This is a genomic window from Nocardia sp. NPDC050413 (assembly GCF_040655475.1).
Classification (GTDB): Bacteria; Actinomycetota; Actinomycetes; order Mycobacteriales; family Mycobacteriaceae; genus Nocardia; species Nocardia coubleae.
Window position 1 is genome coordinate 131604 of the sequence record NZ_JBFAJZ010000009.1, and the last position, 18408, is coordinate 150011.

At 67.9% G+C, this 18408-nt stretch carries 18 protein-coding genes; 10 read left to right on the plus strand and 8 right to left on the minus strand.

Annotated elements, in window-relative coordinates:
- Positions 1–25: 25 nt before the first annotated feature.
- The 3 genes from AB0I19_RS21415 to AB0I19_RS21425 form a co-directional block, all read right to left on the minus strand.
- Positions 26–2074 carry a PhoX family phosphatase gene (locus AB0I19_RS21415; protein WP_067497669.1) on the minus strand — a complete coding sequence of 683 codons (2049 nt, stop codon included), beginning with the start codon at positions 2072–2074 and terminating at the stop codon, positions 26–28.
- A 122-nt stretch (positions 2075–2196) separates the two neighbouring features.
- Positions 2197–2997: a hypothetical protein gene (locus AB0I19_RS21420; protein ID WP_067497666.1), complete on the minus strand. Its 801-nt coding sequence runs from the start codon at positions 2995–2997 to the stop codon at positions 2197–2199.
- A 47-nt stretch (positions 2998–3044) separates the two neighbouring features.
- Positions 3045–3542, minus strand: a complete 498-nt coding sequence (locus tag AB0I19_RS21425; RefSeq protein ID WP_357150700.1) for a lipoprotein LpqH — start codon at positions 3540–3542, stop codon at positions 3045–3047.
- A gap of 129 nt (positions 3543–3671) precedes the next feature.
- Here AB0I19_RS21425 and AB0I19_RS21430 point away from each other — a divergent pair, with 129 nt between their 5' ends.
- The 4 genes from AB0I19_RS21430 to AB0I19_RS21445 are packed head-to-tail and all read left to right on the plus strand — an operon-like array spanning position 3672 to position 9075.
- The gene (locus AB0I19_RS21430) at positions 3672–5192 is read left to right on the plus strand and encodes a hypothetical protein (protein ID WP_357150701.1); all 1521 of its coding nucleotides are present in this window, start codon (positions 3672–3674) and stop codon (positions 5190–5192) included.
- On the plus strand, positions 5192–6271 hold the full coding sequence (locus tag AB0I19_RS21435) for a hypothetical protein (protein WP_357150702.1): 1080 nt from the start codon (positions 5192–5194) through the stop codon (positions 6269–6271). The genes AB0I19_RS21430 and AB0I19_RS21435 overlap by 1 nt, the downstream gene beginning before the upstream one ends.
- 48 nt (positions 6272–6319) lie before the next feature.
- A complete protein-coding gene (locus AB0I19_RS21440; protein ID WP_357150703.1) occupies positions 6320–7831 on the plus strand; it encodes a tetratricopeptide repeat protein in 1512 nt (503 codons plus the stop codon).
- 26 nt (positions 7832–7857) lie between these two features.
- On the plus strand, positions 7858–9075 hold the full coding sequence (locus AB0I19_RS21445) for a CHAT domain-containing protein (RefSeq protein WP_357150782.1): 1218 nt from the start codon (positions 7858–7860) through the stop codon (positions 9073–9075).
- Positions 9076–9149: 74 nt separating this feature from the next.
- On the opposite strand, the gene AB0I19_RS21450 is transcribed toward AB0I19_RS21445, so the two are convergent.
- From AB0I19_RS21450 to AB0I19_RS21465, 4 genes are all read right to left on the minus strand, one after another.
- Entirely contained in the window at positions 9150–9446 is a 297-nt protein-coding gene (locus AB0I19_RS21450) for a hypothetical protein (protein ID WP_067497651.1), read from the minus strand.
- Positions 9447–9530: 84 nt separating this feature from the next.
- Positions 9531–10256 (minus strand): amino acid ABC transporter ATP-binding protein, encoded by a 726-nt coding sequence (locus AB0I19_RS21455; RefSeq protein ID WP_357150704.1) that lies wholly within the window; start codon positions 10254–10256, stop codon positions 9531–9533.
- Positions 10257–10296: 40 nt separating this feature from the next.
- Positions 10297–12096 (minus strand): ABC transporter substrate-binding protein/permease, encoded by a 1800-nt coding sequence (locus AB0I19_RS21460; protein ID WP_357150705.1) that lies wholly within the window; start codon positions 12094–12096, stop codon positions 10297–10299.
- A gap of 79 nt (positions 12097–12175) precedes the next feature.
- Positions 12176–12970, minus strand: a complete 795-nt coding sequence (locus AB0I19_RS21465; RefSeq protein WP_357150706.1) for an LLM class F420-dependent oxidoreductase — start codon at positions 12968–12970, stop codon at positions 12176–12178.
- 141 nt (positions 12971–13111) lie between these two features.
- Between AB0I19_RS21465 and ugpC the strand changes: the two genes are divergently transcribed.
- A complete protein-coding gene (gene ugpC, locus AB0I19_RS21470; protein WP_357150707.1) occupies positions 13112–14194 on the plus strand; it encodes a sn-glycerol-3-phosphate ABC transporter ATP-binding protein UgpC in 1083 nt (360 codons plus the stop codon).
- 55 nt (positions 14195–14249) lie between these two features.
- Here ugpC and AB0I19_RS21475 read toward each other — a convergent pair whose 3' ends face one another.
- Entirely contained in the window at positions 14250–14786 is a 537-nt protein-coding gene (locus AB0I19_RS21475) for a helix-turn-helix domain-containing protein (RefSeq protein ID WP_357150708.1), read from the minus strand.
- Between the two features lie 80 nt (positions 14787–14866).
- Between AB0I19_RS21475 and AB0I19_RS21480 the strand changes: the two genes are divergently transcribed.
- The 5 genes from AB0I19_RS21480 (at position 14867) to AB0I19_RS21500 (ending at position 18404) form a co-directional block, all read left to right on the plus strand.
- On the plus strand, positions 14867–16036 hold the full coding sequence (locus AB0I19_RS21480; RefSeq protein WP_357150709.1) for a thiolase family protein: 1170 nt from the start codon (positions 14867–14869) through the stop codon (positions 16034–16036).
- Between the two features lie 39 nt (positions 16037–16075).
- On the plus strand, positions 16076–17062 hold the full coding sequence (locus AB0I19_RS21485) for an o-succinylbenzoate synthase (RefSeq protein WP_357150710.1): 987 nt from the start codon (positions 16076–16078) through the stop codon (positions 17060–17062).
- A gap of 102 nt (positions 17063–17164) precedes the next feature.
- Positions 17165–17596, plus strand: coding sequence for a MarR family transcriptional regulator (locus AB0I19_RS21490; protein ID WP_357150711.1), 432 nt, complete (start codon positions 17165–17167; stop codon positions 17594–17596).
- 8 nt (positions 17597–17604) lie between these two features.
- Positions 17605–18027: an organic hydroperoxide resistance protein gene (locus AB0I19_RS21495; RefSeq protein WP_357150712.1), complete on the plus strand. Its 423-nt coding sequence runs from the start codon at positions 17605–17607 to the stop codon at positions 18025–18027.
- Between the two features lie 131 nt (positions 18028–18158).
- Positions 18159–18404, plus strand: coding sequence for a hypothetical protein (locus tag AB0I19_RS21500; protein ID WP_357150713.1), 246 nt, complete (start codon positions 18159–18161; stop codon positions 18402–18404).
- The last annotated feature ends 4 nt before the right edge of the window (positions 18405–18408 follow it).

An 18408-nucleotide genomic window follows, 5' to 3' on the forward strand; every position in this document is an offset into this window, starting at 1 on the left:
TCAGCAGATCGGGTGTCGGCGGGAATCAGACGCCGATGCGACCGCCGTTCTTCTTCCAGACCACCGCGACCGAGGGGCGGGGTTGGGTGGTGCCGCCGTCGGGCCAGTTCGACAGGGGCTTGTCGACCGTGGCGTCGTCGGACTCGCCGGGGTGCTGGACGGAGACGATGACCTGCTTCTCGGTGATGATCGGGCCGCAGGTCTCGCCGCCGCGGGGGACGGTGAGGAACTGTTTGGTCTCACCGCGGTTGGGGCCGTCGAGGACCACGGCGAACAGGCCGTCGTTGGACTTCAGGGCGTTGCCGTCGGTGGATATCCACAGGTTGCCGTACGGGTCGAAGGCCAGGTTGTCGGGGCAGGAGATGGGGCTCACCTTGGACTTGTCGAAGCCGCTGAAGTAGGTGTCGGCGGCGGCGGGGTCACCGCAGACCAGCAGCAGGGTCCAGGTGAACTCGGTGCCGGTGTGGTTGTCGGTGAGCTCGAGGACCTGGCCGTTCTTGTTCAGCTTGCGCGGGTTGGCCTCGTCGGGGCCCGGCTTGCCTTCCTCGCCGCGCTTGGTGTTGTTGGTCAGCGCCACGTACACCTTGCCGGTCTTCGGGTTGGTCTCGAAGTCCTCGGGGCGGTCCATCTTGGTCGCGCCGACCTTGTCACCGGCCAGGCGGGTGAACACGGCGACCTCTTCGGCCGACATGCCGTCGACGAACGACTTGCCCTTGCCGTCGGCGCCGGTCTCGAGCAGGCGGATCCACTCGCCCTTACCGGTGAAACCGCCGGTGGGGACCTTGCCGGAACCGTCGATCTCGGCGGCGTGGTCGCCGGTGAGCTTGGCGACGTAGAGGGTGCCCTCGTCGAGGATGGTCATGTTGTGGCGCATGCTCGACGCACCGACGCCCGGCTGCACCTTCTTGGCGGAGACGAACTTGTACATGTAGTCGAAGCGCTCGTCGTCACCGCTGTAGGCGACGACGCTGCCGTCGGCGGTGACGTGAATCGTGGCGGCCTCGTGCTTGAAGCGGCCGAGCGCGGTGTGCTTCACCGGCGCCGAGGACGCATCCCACGGGTTCACCTCGACGACGTAACCGAAGCGGTTGACCTCGTTGACTTCCTGGGTGAGGTCGAAGCGCGGGTCGAAGTTCTCCCAGCGACGCTCCGACGCGCCGCCCTCGATGCCGTAGCGCTTGAGCTTCTTGGCGACGTCGGCGTCGGTCACCTTCTCGGCATTTCCGAAGTACTGGTTGAAGTTCTCTTCACCGGAAAGCACCGTGCCCCAAGGGGTTACACCACCCGAGCAGTTGTTCAGGGTGCCGAGTACCTTGGTACCGGTCGGGTCGGCCTTGGTCTTCAGCAGCGCGCTACCGGCGGCCGGACCACGCACCTCGAACTCGGTGGTCGCGGTGATGCGGCGGTTGTACTTGCCGAACACCGGCTTCAGCTGACCCGATCCGGCCTGCCCGTGCACCTCGACGACACTCAGGCCGTGCGAGGCGAGGGCGATCTCGAACTGCTCGCGGGTCGGCGCGTCCTTGTTGTAGCCGCGGAACATCATCGGCTCGGTGCTGTATTCGTGGCTCACGACCAGCACGTACTTGTCGGCCTCACCCTCGATGGGCAGCAGACCGGCGAAGTCGCAGTTGTAGCCGAACTGCTGAGCGGCGGCGGCCGGGGTCTGCTTCTCGAAGTCGAAGGCGGGCGCGCCCTCGATCACCGCGTCACCCCAGCGGATAAGCACCGACTGCTCGTAGCCCTCGGGGACGACGACGGCGTCTTCCTTGTTCGGCGCGACGGGCGTGAAGCCGGTGCCGGTGCCGGGCGAACCGGTCGAACCGGTGTCGGAGCTGTCGTCGCCACAGGCGGCGAGCATGCTCGCGGCGCCGACGGCGAGCACCGCCGCGGCACCGCCCTTGATGAGTCCGCGACGGTTAAGCCGGGCGACGATGTCACCGAAGTACTCGCCGTCGGAGGTGTTGGGGACCTCGTGGAAGCAGGCGTTGCCACACTTGTATTCGCAGGTGATGGCCGAGCGTGACGACTGACCGTCGTGGGTGACGAAAAGGGCGAGCGGTTTCAGACTCACGATTACTCCTGATTAGTGCGGTTTCCGGCACGGTAGGCAGCGCAGGCGAGGCGTCGGGAACGTGAAGGTGAACGCACGACCAAAACTCGGCGCGTGGGCAGCACGCGCCGAGTGGGGGTGGGTCAGGCATTGATGGGCAGTGAGATCACCACCTCCTGTTCGTCGCCGGGCAGGTAGTGGACGCCGATGATGCGTCCCACCTGTACCGATCCGATCGCGGTCGGTGGCAGGTACTTCGCGGCGCCGGTCAGGAAGGTGCTGCCGTCGGGGCGGGTGACGACCAGCCCGAGCACCACCTCGGTGTAACCGCCGCGGATGCGTCCGGGCACATCGAGGCTGCGGACCACCGCCTGGGCGGCGATGCCGCGTTCGGCGATGTCGAGCTTGTCGCGGGTGGTGATGCCCTTGCGGATGAGCGATTCGTTCATGGCGCGCTGGGCGGCGCCTGCGTCGCCGGAGCGGTCGACCTCCACCTTGTCGGTGCGGCCGGGCAGGTACCGCACCGGCAGGACCACGCCGGGGCGCAGCAGGGCCAGTTCGGTGAGCGGCACGATCATCTTCGCGTGGGAGTCGAAGGTCTTGCCGTCGGCGCCTTCGACCCGGAATTCGATCCGCACCTGCGGCTGGTCGTTGACCGACACCCCGGTCTGGCGGAACGAGGTGATGGTGCCGATACCGATCTCACCGCCGCGGAACTCCGAGCTGTTGTGACCGGTGAAGGCCTCGAAGATGCCGTCGCCGGTGAAGGCGAAGACCATCGGCACGATCGTCAGCGCGATGATGGGCAACGCCATCTGCGGGCCGACCCAGCCGAGCATGGTGCCGGTGAATTCGTCGGGCGTGTAGGTGAGGCCGTAGTAGAGGTAGTAGCCGATGGCCAGGATTCCGAAGGCGACCGCGGCCGCACGCAGCTTGGATTTCATGATTCTCCTCGGGATGGATGCGACCGGATCGCGATCAGGGGGTCAGGTCAGCCGACGATGGTGGAGCAGGCGAAGGTGATGTCGAACTTCACCGTCGACGGGCCGGCCAGCGGGTTGGTCATGTCGGGGGCGCCGACGCCCTCGCCGGTGACGCGGAAGGTGTTGCCGTCCTTGGCGAGGGTGGCCGAGCCGCCGGGCTGGCCGTTGCCGTAGCCCACGGCGTACGGCATGCCGCTCGACCCGCCCTGGCTGCCCGCGATGGCGACGGCCTGCACCGTTTCGCCGGTGATCGAGGCGCTCACCGAGAGGTTGCCGTAGGTGGCGTTGGCCGTATCGGTGAGGGCGAGCGCCAGGGTTCCGCCCTGCTTGGCGCAGGTGGTGTCGAACTTCGCGGTCAGTTCCTTGCCGTCGACGGTGGCGGTGGACTTGCCTGCGGCGGTGCTGGACGGGGTGCTGGTGGAGCTGCCGGTGTCGCTGCAGCCGGTGACGAACAGGGCGGTCGCGGCGGAGGCGGCGGCGAGGGTGGCGATCAGCTTGGTGTTCATGGTGTTTCCGTTCTCTCTCGGTGTGAGCGGGTCGGTGAACCCGTTGAGAGAAAGGTAGAAATCCCGCGCCGACTACCGATCCCAAGTTTTCCCTCGGACAGTCGGCTGACCTGCGGTTACCCTGGTCGAATGCGAAGACCCCGCGCCATGGTGCTCGACGAGGTGTGGCGCGGGCTCGACGGTGTCGACGCCTTGAGCGGACCACAGGGTGCGCCGTTGCGGCGCACCGTGAAACTGATCCTCGATCCGCTGGTCATCCGGCCGATGCAGCATCCGCTGTGCGCGGGCAGCGTTCTCGACGCCGACGGCGTCACCTTGCTGACCTCCCTGGTACTCGCGCGTTCCGATGCGCTGCGGGCGTGCGCGAGCTGGTTCACCGTCCTCAAACAAGCGCGGCGCGCCTTACGGATCACCGAGGGCAACGCGCAGGATCTCTACTTCCAGCGATGCTTCGAGCTGGCGACTCTGCACGGCGAGCCGGGAGCGGATGCCCGTGAGCGTGCCGCCGCGGTGCTGCGCGAGGTACACGAGGGAACGGGCGGGCGCACCACGACGGCGCTGAAAAACCTGGTGACCGAACCGAACCGGCTCGCCGAGCTGACAACACTCATCGAGTCCGCCTGGCGCGCACGACCATTGGTGAACTCCGGTGCGCGCGACCTCGCCTCCGCGCTGACCGAACTACTCGACGCGAGCACTCTGGCCCGCGAGGGTGATCCCGCCGACGCCGGCCCGCTGCTCGACGAGCTGATCGAGGACAAGGTGGGCACCCACCGGGGCATCGCGCTGTGGCGCCCGCATCCCAGGTACGGAGCCGACGACCTGGGCCTGACCGTGCACGAGTGCCCACCACGCCCCGCCGTCGGCGCCACCGCCTCGACCGCCACCCTCGCGCTCCCGTTCGACCGGAGCATCTACGAACGTGTCTTCACCGTTCTGCAAGGCAGCATCGACCGGACCGATCTGCCGGATCTGCCGACGTTGGTGAGCACCGAGGTGAGCCGGAGCTGTTCGCCGTGGGGGTTGCTCGACGAGTCTCTTCGCGTGACAGCGGCGGCTGGTTGCGAACTCGCCCTCGGGCTTTCACCGTTGGGCGCGGTACCTCTGATGCGGGCCCTGGTCGGGACAGAGTTGTCCGACGCTCGTGGCGAACGATCTGCGGAATCGGAGCAGGATGAGCCGGAAGCGGGACTACATACCGGCACTACACCTTCGGCGGCGAAGAGCCTGGGGGTGCAGGCTCCTAGCGGCACGGATGGCGGGGCTGCACAGTGCGGCTCGAAGGGGCAGTGGGCGGACGCCGGCGAGCCCGGCCCCGGGTCACGGGCGCACGCGGTGGTGAACGCGCGATGGCGGCGGGAAGCGTACGTCCTGCAAGCGCGGCGCTACTCGGTGCACCTCGGTGAGGCGGTGAGCGGACCGCTGGCGGTGGTCGCCGCTGAACTGCGGACACCGTGGCGACCCTACCTGCGCAGACTGTGGGTTCGGTTGCACGGACGTGACGTTCGGGAGCTGGCGGTGTTCGATCCGGTCGAGCTGTGGGATCTGCTCGACGGGATCGCGCGGTCGGTGATGCTCGACCATCGGACGCGAGTGAAGCAGGCGCTCACCGTGGCCATGGACGAGGTCGAGGAAGCGAGGGCCAGTTGATGATTCGGCACAGTCGCTCCGATGGTCTGCTGACGATCGCTCCTGGTGAAACTCCGCTGGTCACCGACATCCTGGCTCCCTTGGATGCGATGGTTCTCGAAGTCGTTGGTGGGCACCTCAGCTGGAGCGTGCTCGATGATCGGCAGCTGCCTGCCGCGGTGCTCGACGACCCCGAAGCCGCGCAGGAGTGGCTGTGGGCGGTCTATGGGGAGAATGTCGCGATCGCAGTGGCAGACGGAGTGGACGGCGAAATCGCCGCTGAATCGGTTCGGCCTGAGCTGGTTGCCGCCTTGCGGCGACTTGCCTACGCACACTGGGCTTCTCGATGGTGGCCTGCGTCGACTGTCGATGACATTCCGGCTCTCGACCCGCTCCTGCTTGACGAGGAAATCGGGCAGCTCAGCGAGATGTGTGAAATGGTGCTCGCGGATTCGGAGCTTCTCTCACTTACCCCGAGTGATGGCGACGGGCCGATCGACAATTCTGCGGAGCTGAGTCCTCGACGTATCGCAGGCCCAGAGGCGAGCTCCCAACAACCTCGCCCGGCCTTCGAATCCTCCACTCGTGCCGATGATTACGCGCTTGCCGCAGGCGGGAAGCAGCCCGGCGACGGGCTGATCGTCGCACATGGGAGCGGCGACTGGGACTGGCGGCGATGTCCGCCTGGCATTCTCGACGCGGGCGCCGAGGCGCTGTCCTGGACGGTCTTCCGGTCCTCGGGAATTTCGACGGCACAGGTCACCGTCGTTGCTGCGCCGGACTGCCCGCTCCACGTGCCCGAGCACCTCCGCCCCCATGTCCGCCTCGATGTGGACAACGGAACCGAGGCCGCCGCCACCGCCGCCGAGCTACAGCTGCGGACGGACAGCTGGTCCGCCGAGGTCCAGCTGCCCGAGCACACCGAAACCATCACCACCCTCTCGGTTTTCATTCCCGGAGTCGGCCCCTCGACCGGTTTCCCGGACGAGTCAGCCATGCGTGCACGCATCCGCGGTTTCGCCCGCAGCCGACTCACCGGACAGGCGGGTGACCTGTTGGCCGCCGAATCCGCAGCCGCGGAATCCGATGACGACTTCTGATGCGCGCACGGATCGCCGAGCGCGCCCGGACGACAAGGAGCCGATGCGATGGCAGCGACCGGTAGAACATCGGACGGCGACGACGACCAGCTCGCCGCGGGCTACGCGGCCTACCAGCGTGGTGACGTGCTCGGGGCACTGGAGATCTTCGAGCGAGCCGCGCAGGACGCGCCGCCCCGACTGCGCAGCGCGGCGCTGATCAATGCGGCGAGCATGGCCGACGAACTGGGTGAACACCGGCGGTCGGTGAGCCTGATGCGGACCGCGCTTGCCGTGCTCCCCGCCGACGCGGCTCATCAACGACCGGCCGCCCTGGTCGATCTTTCGCAGGCCTACCAGCATCTGGGTGAGCTCGATTCCGCCCAGGAAACGCTGGAAGAGGCCCGGTCGCTGCTCGCCGACGGCACCGACCAGGGCCTGTTGCCGGTGGCGTGCCTGCTCTCGCTGACGGCCGTCGCGCTGCACCGCCAGCAGTGGGCGCGAGCCAATGAGCTCGCCGCCGAGTCGCTCGACGTGACCCGCCGGTTGGCCCCCGAGCTGATCGGTCATCCGTTGATGAATCTGGCGGCCGCGTCGTTCGAGATCGGCCGACGTGAACTGGCCGTCGACTTCGCGAGGCAGGCGCTGGCCGCGTTCGAGGCGGCGGGCGATGCCGCGGCCGTGGCCGAAACCCAACAGAACCTGGCCATCATGTTCGTGCGGTCGGGCCGCTACGACGATGCCGAGGAACCGTTGGGGGCCAGCCAGGGATTCTTCGAGGGTGCCGAGCTGGAGCATCGCGCGGGTATCGGTGCGAAAACCTACGGCTACCTGGCCGAAGGCAGGGGTGACTTCGACACCGCGCGGGCCCGATATCGGCATGCGCTCGACTGTTTCGACAAGGCCGGTGCGGTCCTCGACGCGGCGGATGTGCGGTTGCGGCTGGCCACCGTCGCCGCCGCCGAGGACGACCTCGCCCTCGCAGAGGAACTGCTCGCGATGTCGTTCGAGGTCTACGCCGAACACGGTCTCGGAATGCACTGCGCGCAGCTCGACTACTGGCACGCCGAATTGCTGCACCGGACGATCGCGGCCGACGCTCCTCCTGATCCGGCCACACTGTCGCGCGCGCTCACCCTCGCGGTCCCCGCCGCGCTGGCCATCGATGCGGTTCGCCACACTCTGCCCAACGGGAATCAGCGCGAACACTGGCACCGCACGGTCGCCGAACCAGCCATCCGCCTGGCCTTTCAGTGCGCGGCCCGCACCGGCGACGGGCAGTTGGTCGCGGACCTGGTCGACAGCCGTTGCGCGGGAACATCGCTCGATGTCGAGTCGATCACCCACCCGACCACCACCACCCTCGAGTTCGAGCTCATCGACCCACCGCAGTCCGATGACACGGCCCCCGCGCTACACCTGGGCACCGCCCTCGCCGACGTAGCGGCCGCAGCGGGAATCCGCGTCGCCCCACCACCGCGTCTCTCCGAACGCGGTCGAATCCTGCTGTCGGATTATATCTCCCACGCCGAGCAGCGATACGGACGTCTGATCCGCGACCACCGAGTGATCGCGCTGTGAACGAACAACCGACCGCGCTGATCCGGATGGCCGACGCGGGCGACGTGTATGTGTCCTGGCGGTGGGTCGACGACACCTCGGCGCGTGGGGTGGCGATGCTGCCGCGCGATGATGTGCGTGCGGTGTTGCGGCAGTTGGCCGCCGCGGTGCCCGATCCCGGTCGCCCGGACGAGTTGAGCCGGGTGATGACCGAGGGCGCACTGGTCGATCCCGAGGCGGAAAACGCACTGGCGCAGTCGTTGTCACGCGCGCTGCTGCCGTACGGGCTCGCGGTGCAGCTGTACGAGCTGTCGCAGCGGGGCATCCGGCCGCATCTGCGGATTCAGCCGTCACCTCGGCTCGCCCAGGTTCCGTGGGAGATCATCGCGCCCGATCCGGCGATCCGGCTGCTCGATATCGCCGATGTGAGCCTGCTGGCGCCGGTGTCGGTGGTTCGGGCACCGGATCGAATGGTGCGGCGCTGGAGCGAGACCCAGGACCTGCCGGTGGTGGCGGTGCTGGATCCGCGAGTTCCCGGTTTCCGCGCGGACTCCGAGCTCGGGTCCGTGCTCGGCCGCCCGAGTGCGGATTCCATTGTGGCGCAACATTTCAGTACCTACGGTGACCGCGTCGTGCCCACGGTCGCCGATCCGGTGGAACTGTTCCGGCGTACCGATCTGGACCGCGACTGGCTGTCCGACGCACTCCGCGCGGGTGCGAGCCGCCTGATCTACGTCGGCCATGTCACCGCGCCCGCACCGGAGTCCGGGGAAAGCGAGCACGCGCAACTGCACCTGGCGTGCACCACCGACACCCGCGGTTTCGCGGCGCCGACCCGCTCACACCGCCCGCTGTCGGCCAAGGACCTGCTGCTCGGCACCTACACCCTCGACCCCGCACCGGTCCCCGGCCGCGACCTGTGGCCGATGCCGAGCCGGGTAGCGCTCATCGCCTGCGAAAGCGGTGGCGACCTGCGCTTCACCGAGGCCCTCGGCCTGACAACCGCGGCACTGTCGGCAGGCGCCGAGCTCGTCACCGCCACCCGCTGGCCACTCCCCACCGACCACGCCTTCCACACCCTCACAGCGACAATCGGCCACCCCCTCCAATCCGCCATCCGAGCCGTCGACACCGCCCATGACTCCCCCACCCCGCTATCGACCCTCTTGAACTGGCAGCGAACCCAGCTCGCAGCATGGCAAACCGCCCCGACCTCCGAGAACTCCCCGCTCCTCTGGTCAGCCTTCGCCACGGTCACCGATTGACGGCTCAGCAACCCCAGCGGCACCGATAGGGATCCGCGGCACGGCGGCCTGCCAAGGGCCGGGGACATGAGCGGTCAGTGGTCGTCGTAGTGCCCGTCGTGGGGCGCGTGGCGGTGCCCGTCGTGGATGTAGTCGACGTGGTCGTTGTGCGGGACGGCGACGTGCCCGCAGCCGGGGCCGTGGACGTGGTCGTGGTTGGAGCAGGCGACGTGGGACGAGGGTTCGCACTCGTCGAAGTGGCCCTCGTGTTCGCGGTGTAAGTGCCCGTCGTGGACGTAGTCGACGTGGTCCTGGTGGGGGACGGCGACGTGCCCACAGGTGGGGCCGTGGACGTGGGTGTGCTGCGGATGTTCGGCGTGCGCGGTGGTCATCTGCTCTCCTCCGGATCGAATCGAGCTTGCAACTCTTCCGACATTAGCAGTTGCGCATGCGTTGCTGCGAGCCCTTCGTGCTGGTCAGAGGACCTGATCGAGGAAGCGGCGCAGACGCGGCGTTTTGGCGTCGTCGAACAGCTCGGCGGGCGCGCCGGTCTCCACGACCTGGCCCTGATCCATGAACACCACGCTGTCGGAGACGCTGCGCGCGAACCCCATCTCGTGGGTCACCACGATCATCGACATGCCGCCGGCGGCGAGGTCGGCCATGAGCGCGAGCACACCCTTCACCAGCTCGGGGTCGAGCGCGGAGGTTGCCTCGTCGAAGAACATCAGTTCCGGTTTCATGGCGAGGGCGCGGGCGATGGCGACGCGCTGCTGCTGCCCACCCGAGAGCGATCCGGGTCGCGCGTCGGCCTTGTCGGCCAGGCCGACGATCTCGAGCTGCTCCACCGCGAGCGCCCGCGCCTGCTCGGCCGAGAGCCCGCGCAGTTTGCGCGGCCCCAGGGCGATATTGTCGGCGACCGTTTTGTGCGGGAACAGGTTGAACTGCTGGAACACCATGCCGATGCGCTGACGCAACCGGTCGGGGTTCTCGCGCAGCACCGATTCGCCGTCGAGCAGGATGTCGCCGGAATCGGGTTCGTGCAGGCGGTTGAGCACCCGCAGCAGGGTCGACTTGCCGGAACCGGACGGCCCGATGACGGTGGTGGTCCGGCCCGCGTCGACGTGGATGTCGACGCCGCGCAGGATGTGGTTGTTGCCAAGCGTCAGATGCAGGCCGGTACCGGTCAGGGATGCACTCATCGAGCTGTAACTCCTTCGCAAGCGCGGGCGGACGTGGCGGTCATGCGCCCCGGCCTTCCGTGATGACGGCCTGTTCGAGCGGATCGACCGGGGGAACCGGTTTTCCGGTGCGCATCCGGCGGTCGATGTAGTTCACCAGGTGGGTGAGCGGGATGGTCAGCACCAGGTACATCAGACCCGCCGCGACCAGCGGGGACAGGTTGCCGGTCTGGGCGTTGAGGTCGCGGCCGACCGCGAACAGCTCGCGCTGGGAGGCGAGCAACCCGAGGAAGTAGATGAGCGAGGAGTCCTTGATGAGGGCGATGAACTGGTTCATCAGCGCGGGCAGCACCCGGCGCACGCCCTGCGGGATCACGACAAGGGTCATCGCCTGGCGGTACCCGAACCCGATCGCACGGGCCGCCTCGAGCTGACCGGGCTCCACCGACTGGATACCCGAGCGGAAGATCTCACCGATGTACGCCGCCGCCAACAGCGCCAACGCCACCGCGCCGAGCCAGTACGGGTTGCCGCCGGTGACATTGCGAACCACCGGGCCGATTCCGAGCCCGATCAGCAGGATGATGACCACGGCGGGCAGACCGCGGAAGATGTCGGTGTACACGCGGGCGGGCCAGCGCAACCAACGGGTGCGCGAGATACCCATCACCGCGAGCAGCATGCCCAGCACGGTGCCGAGGACACCCGAAACCACGGCCAGGATCAGCGTATTCGGCAGACCCGTCTTGATGAGGTCGGGGAAGGCCTTGGTGTAGAGCGACCAGTCGAAGAAGGTGTCCTTCAACTGCTGGATGGTCGATTTCTGCTGTGCCACTTCGGCTTCGCCGGGCTGCTTGCTCGCGGCGATGGCGGCGAAGTCCGGAAGATCCGGCGCCGGCGCGGCTTTGGAGCCCGGCTTCCAGCCCGGCGGCAGCTCGCGCGGTACCCAGTCGGCGTACAGGCGCGCGTAGGTGCCGTCGGCGATCACCGCGTCCAAGCCCGCGTTGAGGGCGTCGATGAGCGGCTGGTTGTTCTTGGCCACCGCGTAGCCGACGAAGTTGTCGAGGCTGAAGGTGTTCTCCGACACCACGATCCCGTCGCCCGGTTTGATCGCGCCCTCGGCTTGCGCCGACGGGGCGACCCAGGCGTCGACCTGGCCGGATTTGAGATTCGCGTACGCGGTGTTGTAGTCCGGGAACTTCACCGGGTCCAGGCGCAGCTGGTTCACCACGAACTCGTCCTGCACGGTGCCCTGCACCACGGCGATCCGCGAACCGGCGTTCAGATCACCGAACCCCTTGATCGCCGAACCCTGCGGCACGACCAGCGAGAAATAGCCGAAATCGTAGCCGTTGGTGAAGCCGATGAGTTCGCGCCTGGCATCGGTGGTGGTGATGTTGGACGAGCCGACATCGAAGCGTTTGCCCGCCACCTGGGCGAGCAGCCCGGCGAACTCGGTGCCCGAGAACTCCACCTGCAGACCGAGTTTCGCGCCGATCTCGCGCAGCAGTTCGTTATCGAATCCGGTGAAGGCGCCCTCGCCGTTCACGCAGATGCTCGGCGGCGCGTCCGAGAGGGTGCCGACGCTGAGCTTGCCCGGACTCAGCAGGCCGAGTTTGCTGGTATCGATCGACTCGAGCGGCACCGTGGTCGGGGTCGTGTAGCGGTCGGTGCCTGCCGTCTCGGAGGAGGCGAGGTTGGTCGGCGCCGCGGCCGCCGCGCTCTGGCCGGGAGGCGAGCACAGGTCGCCCCCCGTCGACGTCTCGCCACCGGAGCCACCGCATCCGGTCGCGGCCACGCCGACGAGGAGCAACAGCGCGGCAATCCGCGCCCGGGTTCGCACAGCACGCACACCTGCCATGCCGATAGACCCTAGTGCCCGCCCGTGTCCCCACTCGCCACCCGCGCCTGGTGTGGTACATCCGGGCAGGTCAAAGATTTTATGCCAGGCCTTCGAGTAATTCCGGGTTCACTTCGTCGCGCCACTCGATCGCGCGGCGCACCTCGGCGAGGTCGTAGTCGGGACCGGAGACGCCGATGGTGAACAGGCTCACACCCGCCGCGCGCAACTGTTCGGCCTGCGCCCGGCCCTGCCACTGCACCGACCGTTCGATCCGGCTCTCGTCGGTGCCGACGGCGGCCGCGTGCTCGGCCAGGATCTTGTTCTTGTGCGCCAGCGTCTCCACATCGACGAAGGAATGCCAGATGTCGGCGTACTCGGCGACCAGGCGCAGCGTTTTGCGCTCGCCGCCGCCACCGATGAGGATCGGGATATCACGCACCGGCGGTGGGCTGAGCACGCGCAGGCGGGCGGTGAGCCGGGACATGTTGTCCTTCAACAGGTTCAGCCTGCTACCGGCTGTACCGAATTCGTACCCGTACTCGGTGTAGTCGCGCTGGAACCAGCCCGCACCGATGCCGAGGATCAACCGGCCGCCGCTGATCCGGTCGACCGTGCGCGCCATATCGGCGAGCAGATCGGGATTGCGGTAGCCACCGCCGGTGACCAGCGCACCGAACTCGACCCGCTCGGTCTGCTCGGCCCATGCGCCGAGCATGGTCCAGCATTCGTAATGCGCGCCCGCCGGATCACCGGTGAGCGGATAGAAATGGTCCCAGTTGAAGACGATGTCCACCCCGGCGTCCTCGGCCCGCAACACCGCGTCACGAATCAGTCCGTAATCCGGTGCGTGCTGAGGCTGAAGCTGGACTCCGATACGAACTGGACGACTCATACCGCGCTCCTCGGTACTCGGTGGGCTCCGGGACCGAGGCTACCGCAGCACGTCCGGAGCACCGGGCCGCTACGATCCGAGCCGACCCTGTTCTCGGATCGTCCGGCACGTTCCTGCCGGGATGGGAAGAATGATCTACGCATGGCTACCGTGACCTTCGAAGGCGCCACCCGGCTCTACCCCGGCGCGGGCAAACCCGCTGTCGACGCCCTCGACCTCGAAATCGCCGACGGCGAATTCCTCGTTCTCGTCGGACCCTCCGGCTGTGGCAAGTCGACCTCGCTGCGCATGCTCGCCGGCCTCGAGGAGGTCAACGGCGGGCGCATCCTGATCGGCGACAACGACGTGACCCACGCCGAACCCAAGGATCGCGACATCGCGATGGTGTTCCAGAACTACGCGCTGTACCCGCACATGTCGGTCGCGGAGAACATGGGTTTCGCACTCAAGCTGGCCAAGGTGTCCAAGGCCGAACGCGACGAAAGGGTGCGCGCGGCAGCCGAACTGCTCGACCTCACCGAGTACCTGGACCGCAAGCCCAAGGCGCTCTCGGGCGGTCAGCGCCAGCGCGTGGCGATGGGGCGCGCGATCGTGCGGCAGCCGCAGGTGTTCCTGATGGACGAGCCGCTGTCGAACCTCGACGCCAAGCTGCGCGTGCAGACCCGCACCCAGATCGCCCAGCTGCAGCGGCGGCTCGGCACGACGACGGTGTACGTCACCCACGACCAGGTCGAAGCCATGACCATGGGTGACCGCGTCGCCGTGCTCAAGGACGGCCTGCTGCAGCAGTGCGCGTCGCCGCGCGACCTGTACCGCGACCCGGCGAACGTATTCGTCGCCGGGTTCATGGGCTCGCCTGCGATGAATCTGTTCACCCTGCCCGTCACCGACGGCACCGTCACCATCGGCGGCTACCCCGTGCCGGTACCGCGCGCGGTGGCCGACGCGGGTGCGGGTTCGGTGGTGCTCGGCATCCGCCCCGAGCATCTCGAGGTCGGCGGTCAGGGGATGCAGATGGAAGTGGACGTGGTGGAGGAACTGGGTTCCGACGCCTACGTCTACGGCCGGGCACTGTCCACCGGTGCCGGCGGCACGTCCGGGGAAACCCTTGTGGCGCGGGTGGATTGGCGCAACCCACCGGCCAAGGGCGAGCGGCTTTCGCTCACCACCGATCCGGCGAACCTCTACTTCTTCAGCACCGAGAACGGTCGGCGGCTGCGCTGATCGGCCGCTCACCGGCCTGACATGCCGACCGCATCATCGGTGCGGTCGGCTGTCGTCAGGCACCGGTGTCGTTCGGCGGGCGGCCTGCCTTCTTGCGGGCACGCAGGTAGTCCGGGTTGACGCGAACGGTGAGCTGTTCGAGTTCGACCGGCGTCCCGGTGGGTGTGGTGAGCCGAGCCCGCACTGGCTCGCCGGTTTTGGTGTCGACGCGCAGCAGTGGCGCCGGGCCCGGCTGGAGGTAGGTGTCGCCCCACTGCCACAGCGCCACGACCACCGGGAGTAGGTCCCTGCCCATCTGGGTGAGGACGTACTCGTGCCGGGTGCGCTTGCCTTCCTCCTGGTAGGGGCGCTTTTCCAGGATGCCCGCCGCGGTGAGTTTGCGGAGCTGGCTCGCGGCCGCCGCGTCGGTGATGCCGACGCGGCGGGCGAAGCCGTCGAAGCGGGTGGTGCCGTAGTAGGCCTCGCGCAGGATGAGGACGGCCGAGCGGGTGCCGATGAGCTCCATGGCTCTGGCGATCGAACAGCCTTCGGTCTCCCACCTGCTCAGATCAGCCAAGGGTCCTTCCATCACCGCTGCCATAGCCGACATCATACGCCTCCCTGACTTGAGCAGATGATAGTTAGCGTCTACTCTGGCTATTGTCTGATATAGCCAGAGGGAAGAGGACTCCCATGCGAGACGCGGTCATCGTCGAAGCGGTACGCACCCCCATCGGGCGGGGCAAACCCGACGGCGCACTCCACGACGTCCATCCCGTCGACCTGCTCGCGCACAGCCTGCGCGCGGTGATCGAGCGCAGCGGCATCGACCCGGCACTGGTCGACGACGTGATCGGCGGCATCGTCACCCAGGTCGGCGAACAGGGCGTGAACATGACCCGGCGGGCCGCACTGGCCGCCGGATACCCGGAATCGGTGCCGGCGACCACCGTCGACCGGCAGTGCGGAAGCAGCCAGCAGGCCATCCACTTCGCCGCGCAGGGCGTGATCGCGGGCGCGTACGACATCGTCGTCGCGGCGGGCGTCGAGTCCATGGGTCGAGTTCCGATGGGTTCCAGTGCGCTCGGGGCCGCCGACTTGTCCGGGGTCGCCTTCGCGCAACGGTATCCGGAGGACCTGGTCCCGCAGGGCATCAGCGCCGAGCTGATCGCCGCCAAGTGGGGGCTGAGCCGCACCCAGCTCGACGAGTTCGCACTGAGCAGCCACGAAAAGGCGGCCCGCGCAACGAAAGACGGGCTCTTCGCCGGCGAACTCGCCCCGCTGAACGGGCTGTCCGCCGACGAGGGCATCCGCGTCGGCTCCACACTCGAAACGCTGGCGAAGCTGAAGCCCGCCTACTACGACCCGGCCATGGCGGCGCGCTTCCCGCAGATCGGCTGGGAGATCACCGCCGCCTCCGCCAGCCAGGTCAGTGACGGCAGCTCGGCCGTGCTCATCATGTCGGGCGAGCGGGCCGAACAGCTCGGCCTGCGCCCGCTTGCTCGGCTGCACAGCTTCGCCGTCGCGGGCGACGACCCGTTGCTCATGCTCACCGCGGTGATCCCCGCGACCGAGAAGGTGCTGCGCCGGGCGGGCCTCGACCTGTCCGACATCGACCTGATCGAGATCAACGAGGCGTTCTCCCCCGTCGTCCTGGCCTGGGCGCAGGAAACCGGCGCCGACCTGAGCAAGGTGAATGTCAACGGCGGTGCCATCGCCATCGGCCACCCGCTGGGTGCCTCCGGGGCACGGCTGATGACCACGCTGGTCCATGCCCTCCACCAGCGTGGCGCGCGTTACGGCTTGCAGACCATGTGCGAAGCGGGCGGGCTCGCCAACGCGACCATCATCGAAAGGTTGTGAGGCTCAGCCGCGGGTAAGTGAACCTTTACGATCGGCGACGTGGACTTCGAGACCTTTGTATATGCGATTCCGCTGCGGACGCGGTTTCGGGGGATCACCGTGCGGGAAGGCATGCTGATTCGGGGGGAAAACGGGTGGGGGGAGTTCTGCGCGTTTCCCGAGTACGACGATCGGGAGGCGGCGGGGTGGTTGGCTACCGCTGTCGAGCAGGCGACGATCGGGTGGCCCGCGCCAGTGCGGGAACGGGTACCGGTGAATTGCATCGTGCCTGCCGTAGATCCCGAGCGTGCGGCGCGAATCGTCCGTGAATCCGGATGTGCGACAGCGAAGGTGAAGGTCGCCGATCACCCTGATTCGTCAGCCGAGGATCTGGCGCGGGTGGCGGCGGTGCGGGCAGCGCTCGGGGATTCCGGCGCCGTCCGGGTCGATGCCAATGCGGTGTGGGATGTCGAGACCGCCGTGCGGCGAATTCGGGAAATCGATTCGGCGGCGGGCGGGTTGGAGTACGTCGAGCAGCCGTGCCGGAGTATCGAGGAACTCGCGGAGGTGCGGGCGCGGGTTTCGGTGCCGATCGCGGCCGACGAGTCGATTCGGCGGGCGGAGGACCCGCTGCGCGTCGCGGTGGCGGGGGCGGCGGATGTGGCGGTGCTCAAATGCACGCCGCTCGGTGGGGTGCGGCGGTCGCTCGCGGTTGCCGAGGCCGCCGGACTCCCGACGGTCGTGTCGTCGGCACTGGAGACGAGTGTGGGGCTGGCAGCCCAGATCGCTCTGGCCGGGACGCTGCCGGATCTCGAATTCGCCTGTGGACTGGGCACTCTCGCACTGTTCGAAGGTGATCTGGTCGCGGACTCGCTGCGCCCGGTCGACGGGTGGTTGACGGTGCCGACCAGTGCGCCGGAACCCGATCCGGCGGCGATGGATCGATACCGGCACCCGGATGCCGAGCGGGTGCGGTGGTGGCTGCGACGGTACGAGCGGGTGCGCGCATTGCTCGACGACACGGCAGCGTCCGGCTCCGTTTCGTAGAACGCCGACCACACCGGTACGACCGACGAGCGAACCTGCGCACGGCGATCACTCGACCCGGATTAGTTGTGCACAACTTAATTGTGCGCTACAGTTGCTCGCATGACCGACGGACTCACCCTCGACGAGCAGCTGTGCTTCCCGCTCTACGCGGCCTCGCGAGCGATGACGGCGGTCTACCGTCCGAAACTGGAACAACTAGGACTCACCTACCCGCAGTACCTGGTGATGCTGGCGCTGTGGGAACGCGACGGCCGCAGCGTCGGCGAACTCGGCAGGGCGCTCGATCTCGACTCCGGCACCCTGTCACCACTGCTCAAGCGACTGGAAGCGACCGGGTTCGTGCAGCGCAGACGCGCGGCCGACGACGAACGTCGCGTCGACATCGTGCTCACCGATCACGGGCGGGCCGTCCGTGCCCGAGCTTGCGCCATCCCCACGGAAATGGCGCGAGCAGCGGGACTGACCGGCGACGAAGCCGCCGCCCTCCGCACTCTGCTCCGCAAACTGACCGATTCCCTCATCGAGAAATGAGACTCCCCATGCAGGTTCTCTACACCGCCGAAGCCCTTGCCACCGGCGAAGGCCGCACCGGCTCCGCCCGCACCACCGACGGCAAGCTCGACGTGGTGCTCGCTCCGCCGAAGGAAATGGGCGGCGACGGCGCGGGCACCAACCCCGAGCAGCTGTTCGCGGCCGGTTACGCCGCGTGCTTCCACTCCGCGCTGCGCCTGGTCGGCAAGAAAGCAGGCGCGAATATCGCCGATTCCGCGGTGGGCGCCCAGGTTTCGATCGGCCCGAACGACAAGGGCGGCTTCCAGCTCGCCGTCACCCTCGAGGTCACCCTCCCCCACCTCACCCGCGAGGAAGCACAGCAGCTGGCCGACCAGGCACACCAGGTGTGCCCGTACTCCAACGCGACCCGCGGCAATATCGACGTCGACGTCCAGGTCGCCGAGGACTGATCGTACGATCCCGACTCGCGGCCCCGGTGCTCATGCGTCGGGGCCGCGCGCTTTATCCATAAGCGGCCCTTGAGAATTCATTAGCCCCGGGACTGCACGATGATCTCGTCGTTCAGAACAAAGGGGAAACAATGAAGACAGCAATTGCCGCCACGATGATCGCCGCGTTCAGCCTGATGGGGGCCGGTGCGGCCGCCGCGGCGACATTCGAGCAGACGAGTTACGCGGCGGCTCACGGCTCGCAGAGCGGGGGCGGGCGTGGCGGTTCGACGAGCAGCTCTCCCTGCACAGGCAGCAAATCCTGCACCTCGCCCGCCCCGGGCGGACAGGGGTCGAGCGGACGCGGCAGCGCCCCGGGTAGCACCGGAAACCGCTAGGGCG

Bases quoted from the DNA above. Each gene is read 5' to 3' on its own strand.
- AB0I19_RS21475 (WP_357150708.1), bottom strand. From the start codon at position 14,786: ATGATGTCGGCTATGGCAGCGGTGATGGAAGGACCCTTGGCTGATCTG.
- AB0I19_RS21450 (WP_067497651.1), bottom strand. From the start codon at position 9,446: ATGACCACCGCGCACGCCGAACATCCGCAGCACACCCACGTCCACGGC.
- AB0I19_RS21435 (WP_357150702.1), top strand. From the start codon at position 5,192: ATGATTCGGCACAGTCGCTCCGATGGTCTGCTGACGATCGCTCCTGGT.
- AB0I19_RS21480 (WP_357150709.1), top strand. From the start codon at position 14,867: ATGCGAGACGCGGTCATCGTCGAAGCGGTACGCACCCCCATCGGGCGG.
- AB0I19_RS21465 (WP_357150706.1), bottom strand. From the start codon at position 12,970: ATGAGTCGTCCAGTTCGTATCGGAGTCCAGCTTCAGCCTCAGCACGCA.
- AB0I19_RS21500 (WP_357150713.1), top strand. From the start codon at position 18,159: ATGAAGACAGCAATTGCCGCCACGATGATCGCCGCGTTCAGCCTGATG.
- AB0I19_RS21430 (WP_357150701.1), top strand. From the start codon at position 3,672: ATGCGAAGACCCCGCGCCATGGTGCTCGACGAGGTGTGGCGCGGGCTC.
- AB0I19_RS21490 (WP_357150711.1), top strand. From the start codon at position 17,165: ATGACCGACGGACTCACCCTCGACGAGCAGCTGTGCTTCCCGCTCTAC.
- AB0I19_RS21495 (WP_357150712.1), top strand. From the start codon at position 17,605: ATGCAGGTTCTCTACACCGCCGAAGCCCTTGCCACCGGCGAAGGCCGC.
- AB0I19_RS21425 (WP_357150700.1), bottom strand. From the start codon at position 3,542: ATGAACACCAAGCTGATCGCCACCCTCGCCGCCGCCTCCGCCGCGACC.
- AB0I19_RS21420 (WP_067497666.1), bottom strand. From the start codon at position 2,997: ATGAAATCCAAGCTGCGTGCGGCCGCGGTCGCCTTCGGAATCCTGGCC.
- AB0I19_RS21445 (WP_357150782.1), top strand. From the start codon at position 7,858: ATGGCCGACGCGGGCGACGTGTATGTGTCCTGGCGGTGGGTCGACGAC.
- AB0I19_RS21440 (WP_357150703.1), top strand. From the start codon at position 6,320: ATGGCAGCGACCGGTAGAACATCGGACGGCGACGACGACCAGCTCGCC.
- AB0I19_RS21460 (WP_357150705.1), bottom strand. From the start codon at position 12,096: ATGGCAGGTGTGCGTGCTGTGCGAACCCGGGCGCGGATTGCCGCGCTG.
- AB0I19_RS21455 (WP_357150704.1), bottom strand. From the start codon at position 10,256: ATGAGTGCATCCCTGACCGGTACCGGCCTGCATCTGACGCTTGGCAAC.
- ugpC (WP_357150707.1), top strand. From the start codon at position 13,112: ATGGCTACCGTGACCTTCGAAGGCGCCACCCGGCTCTACCCCGGCGCG.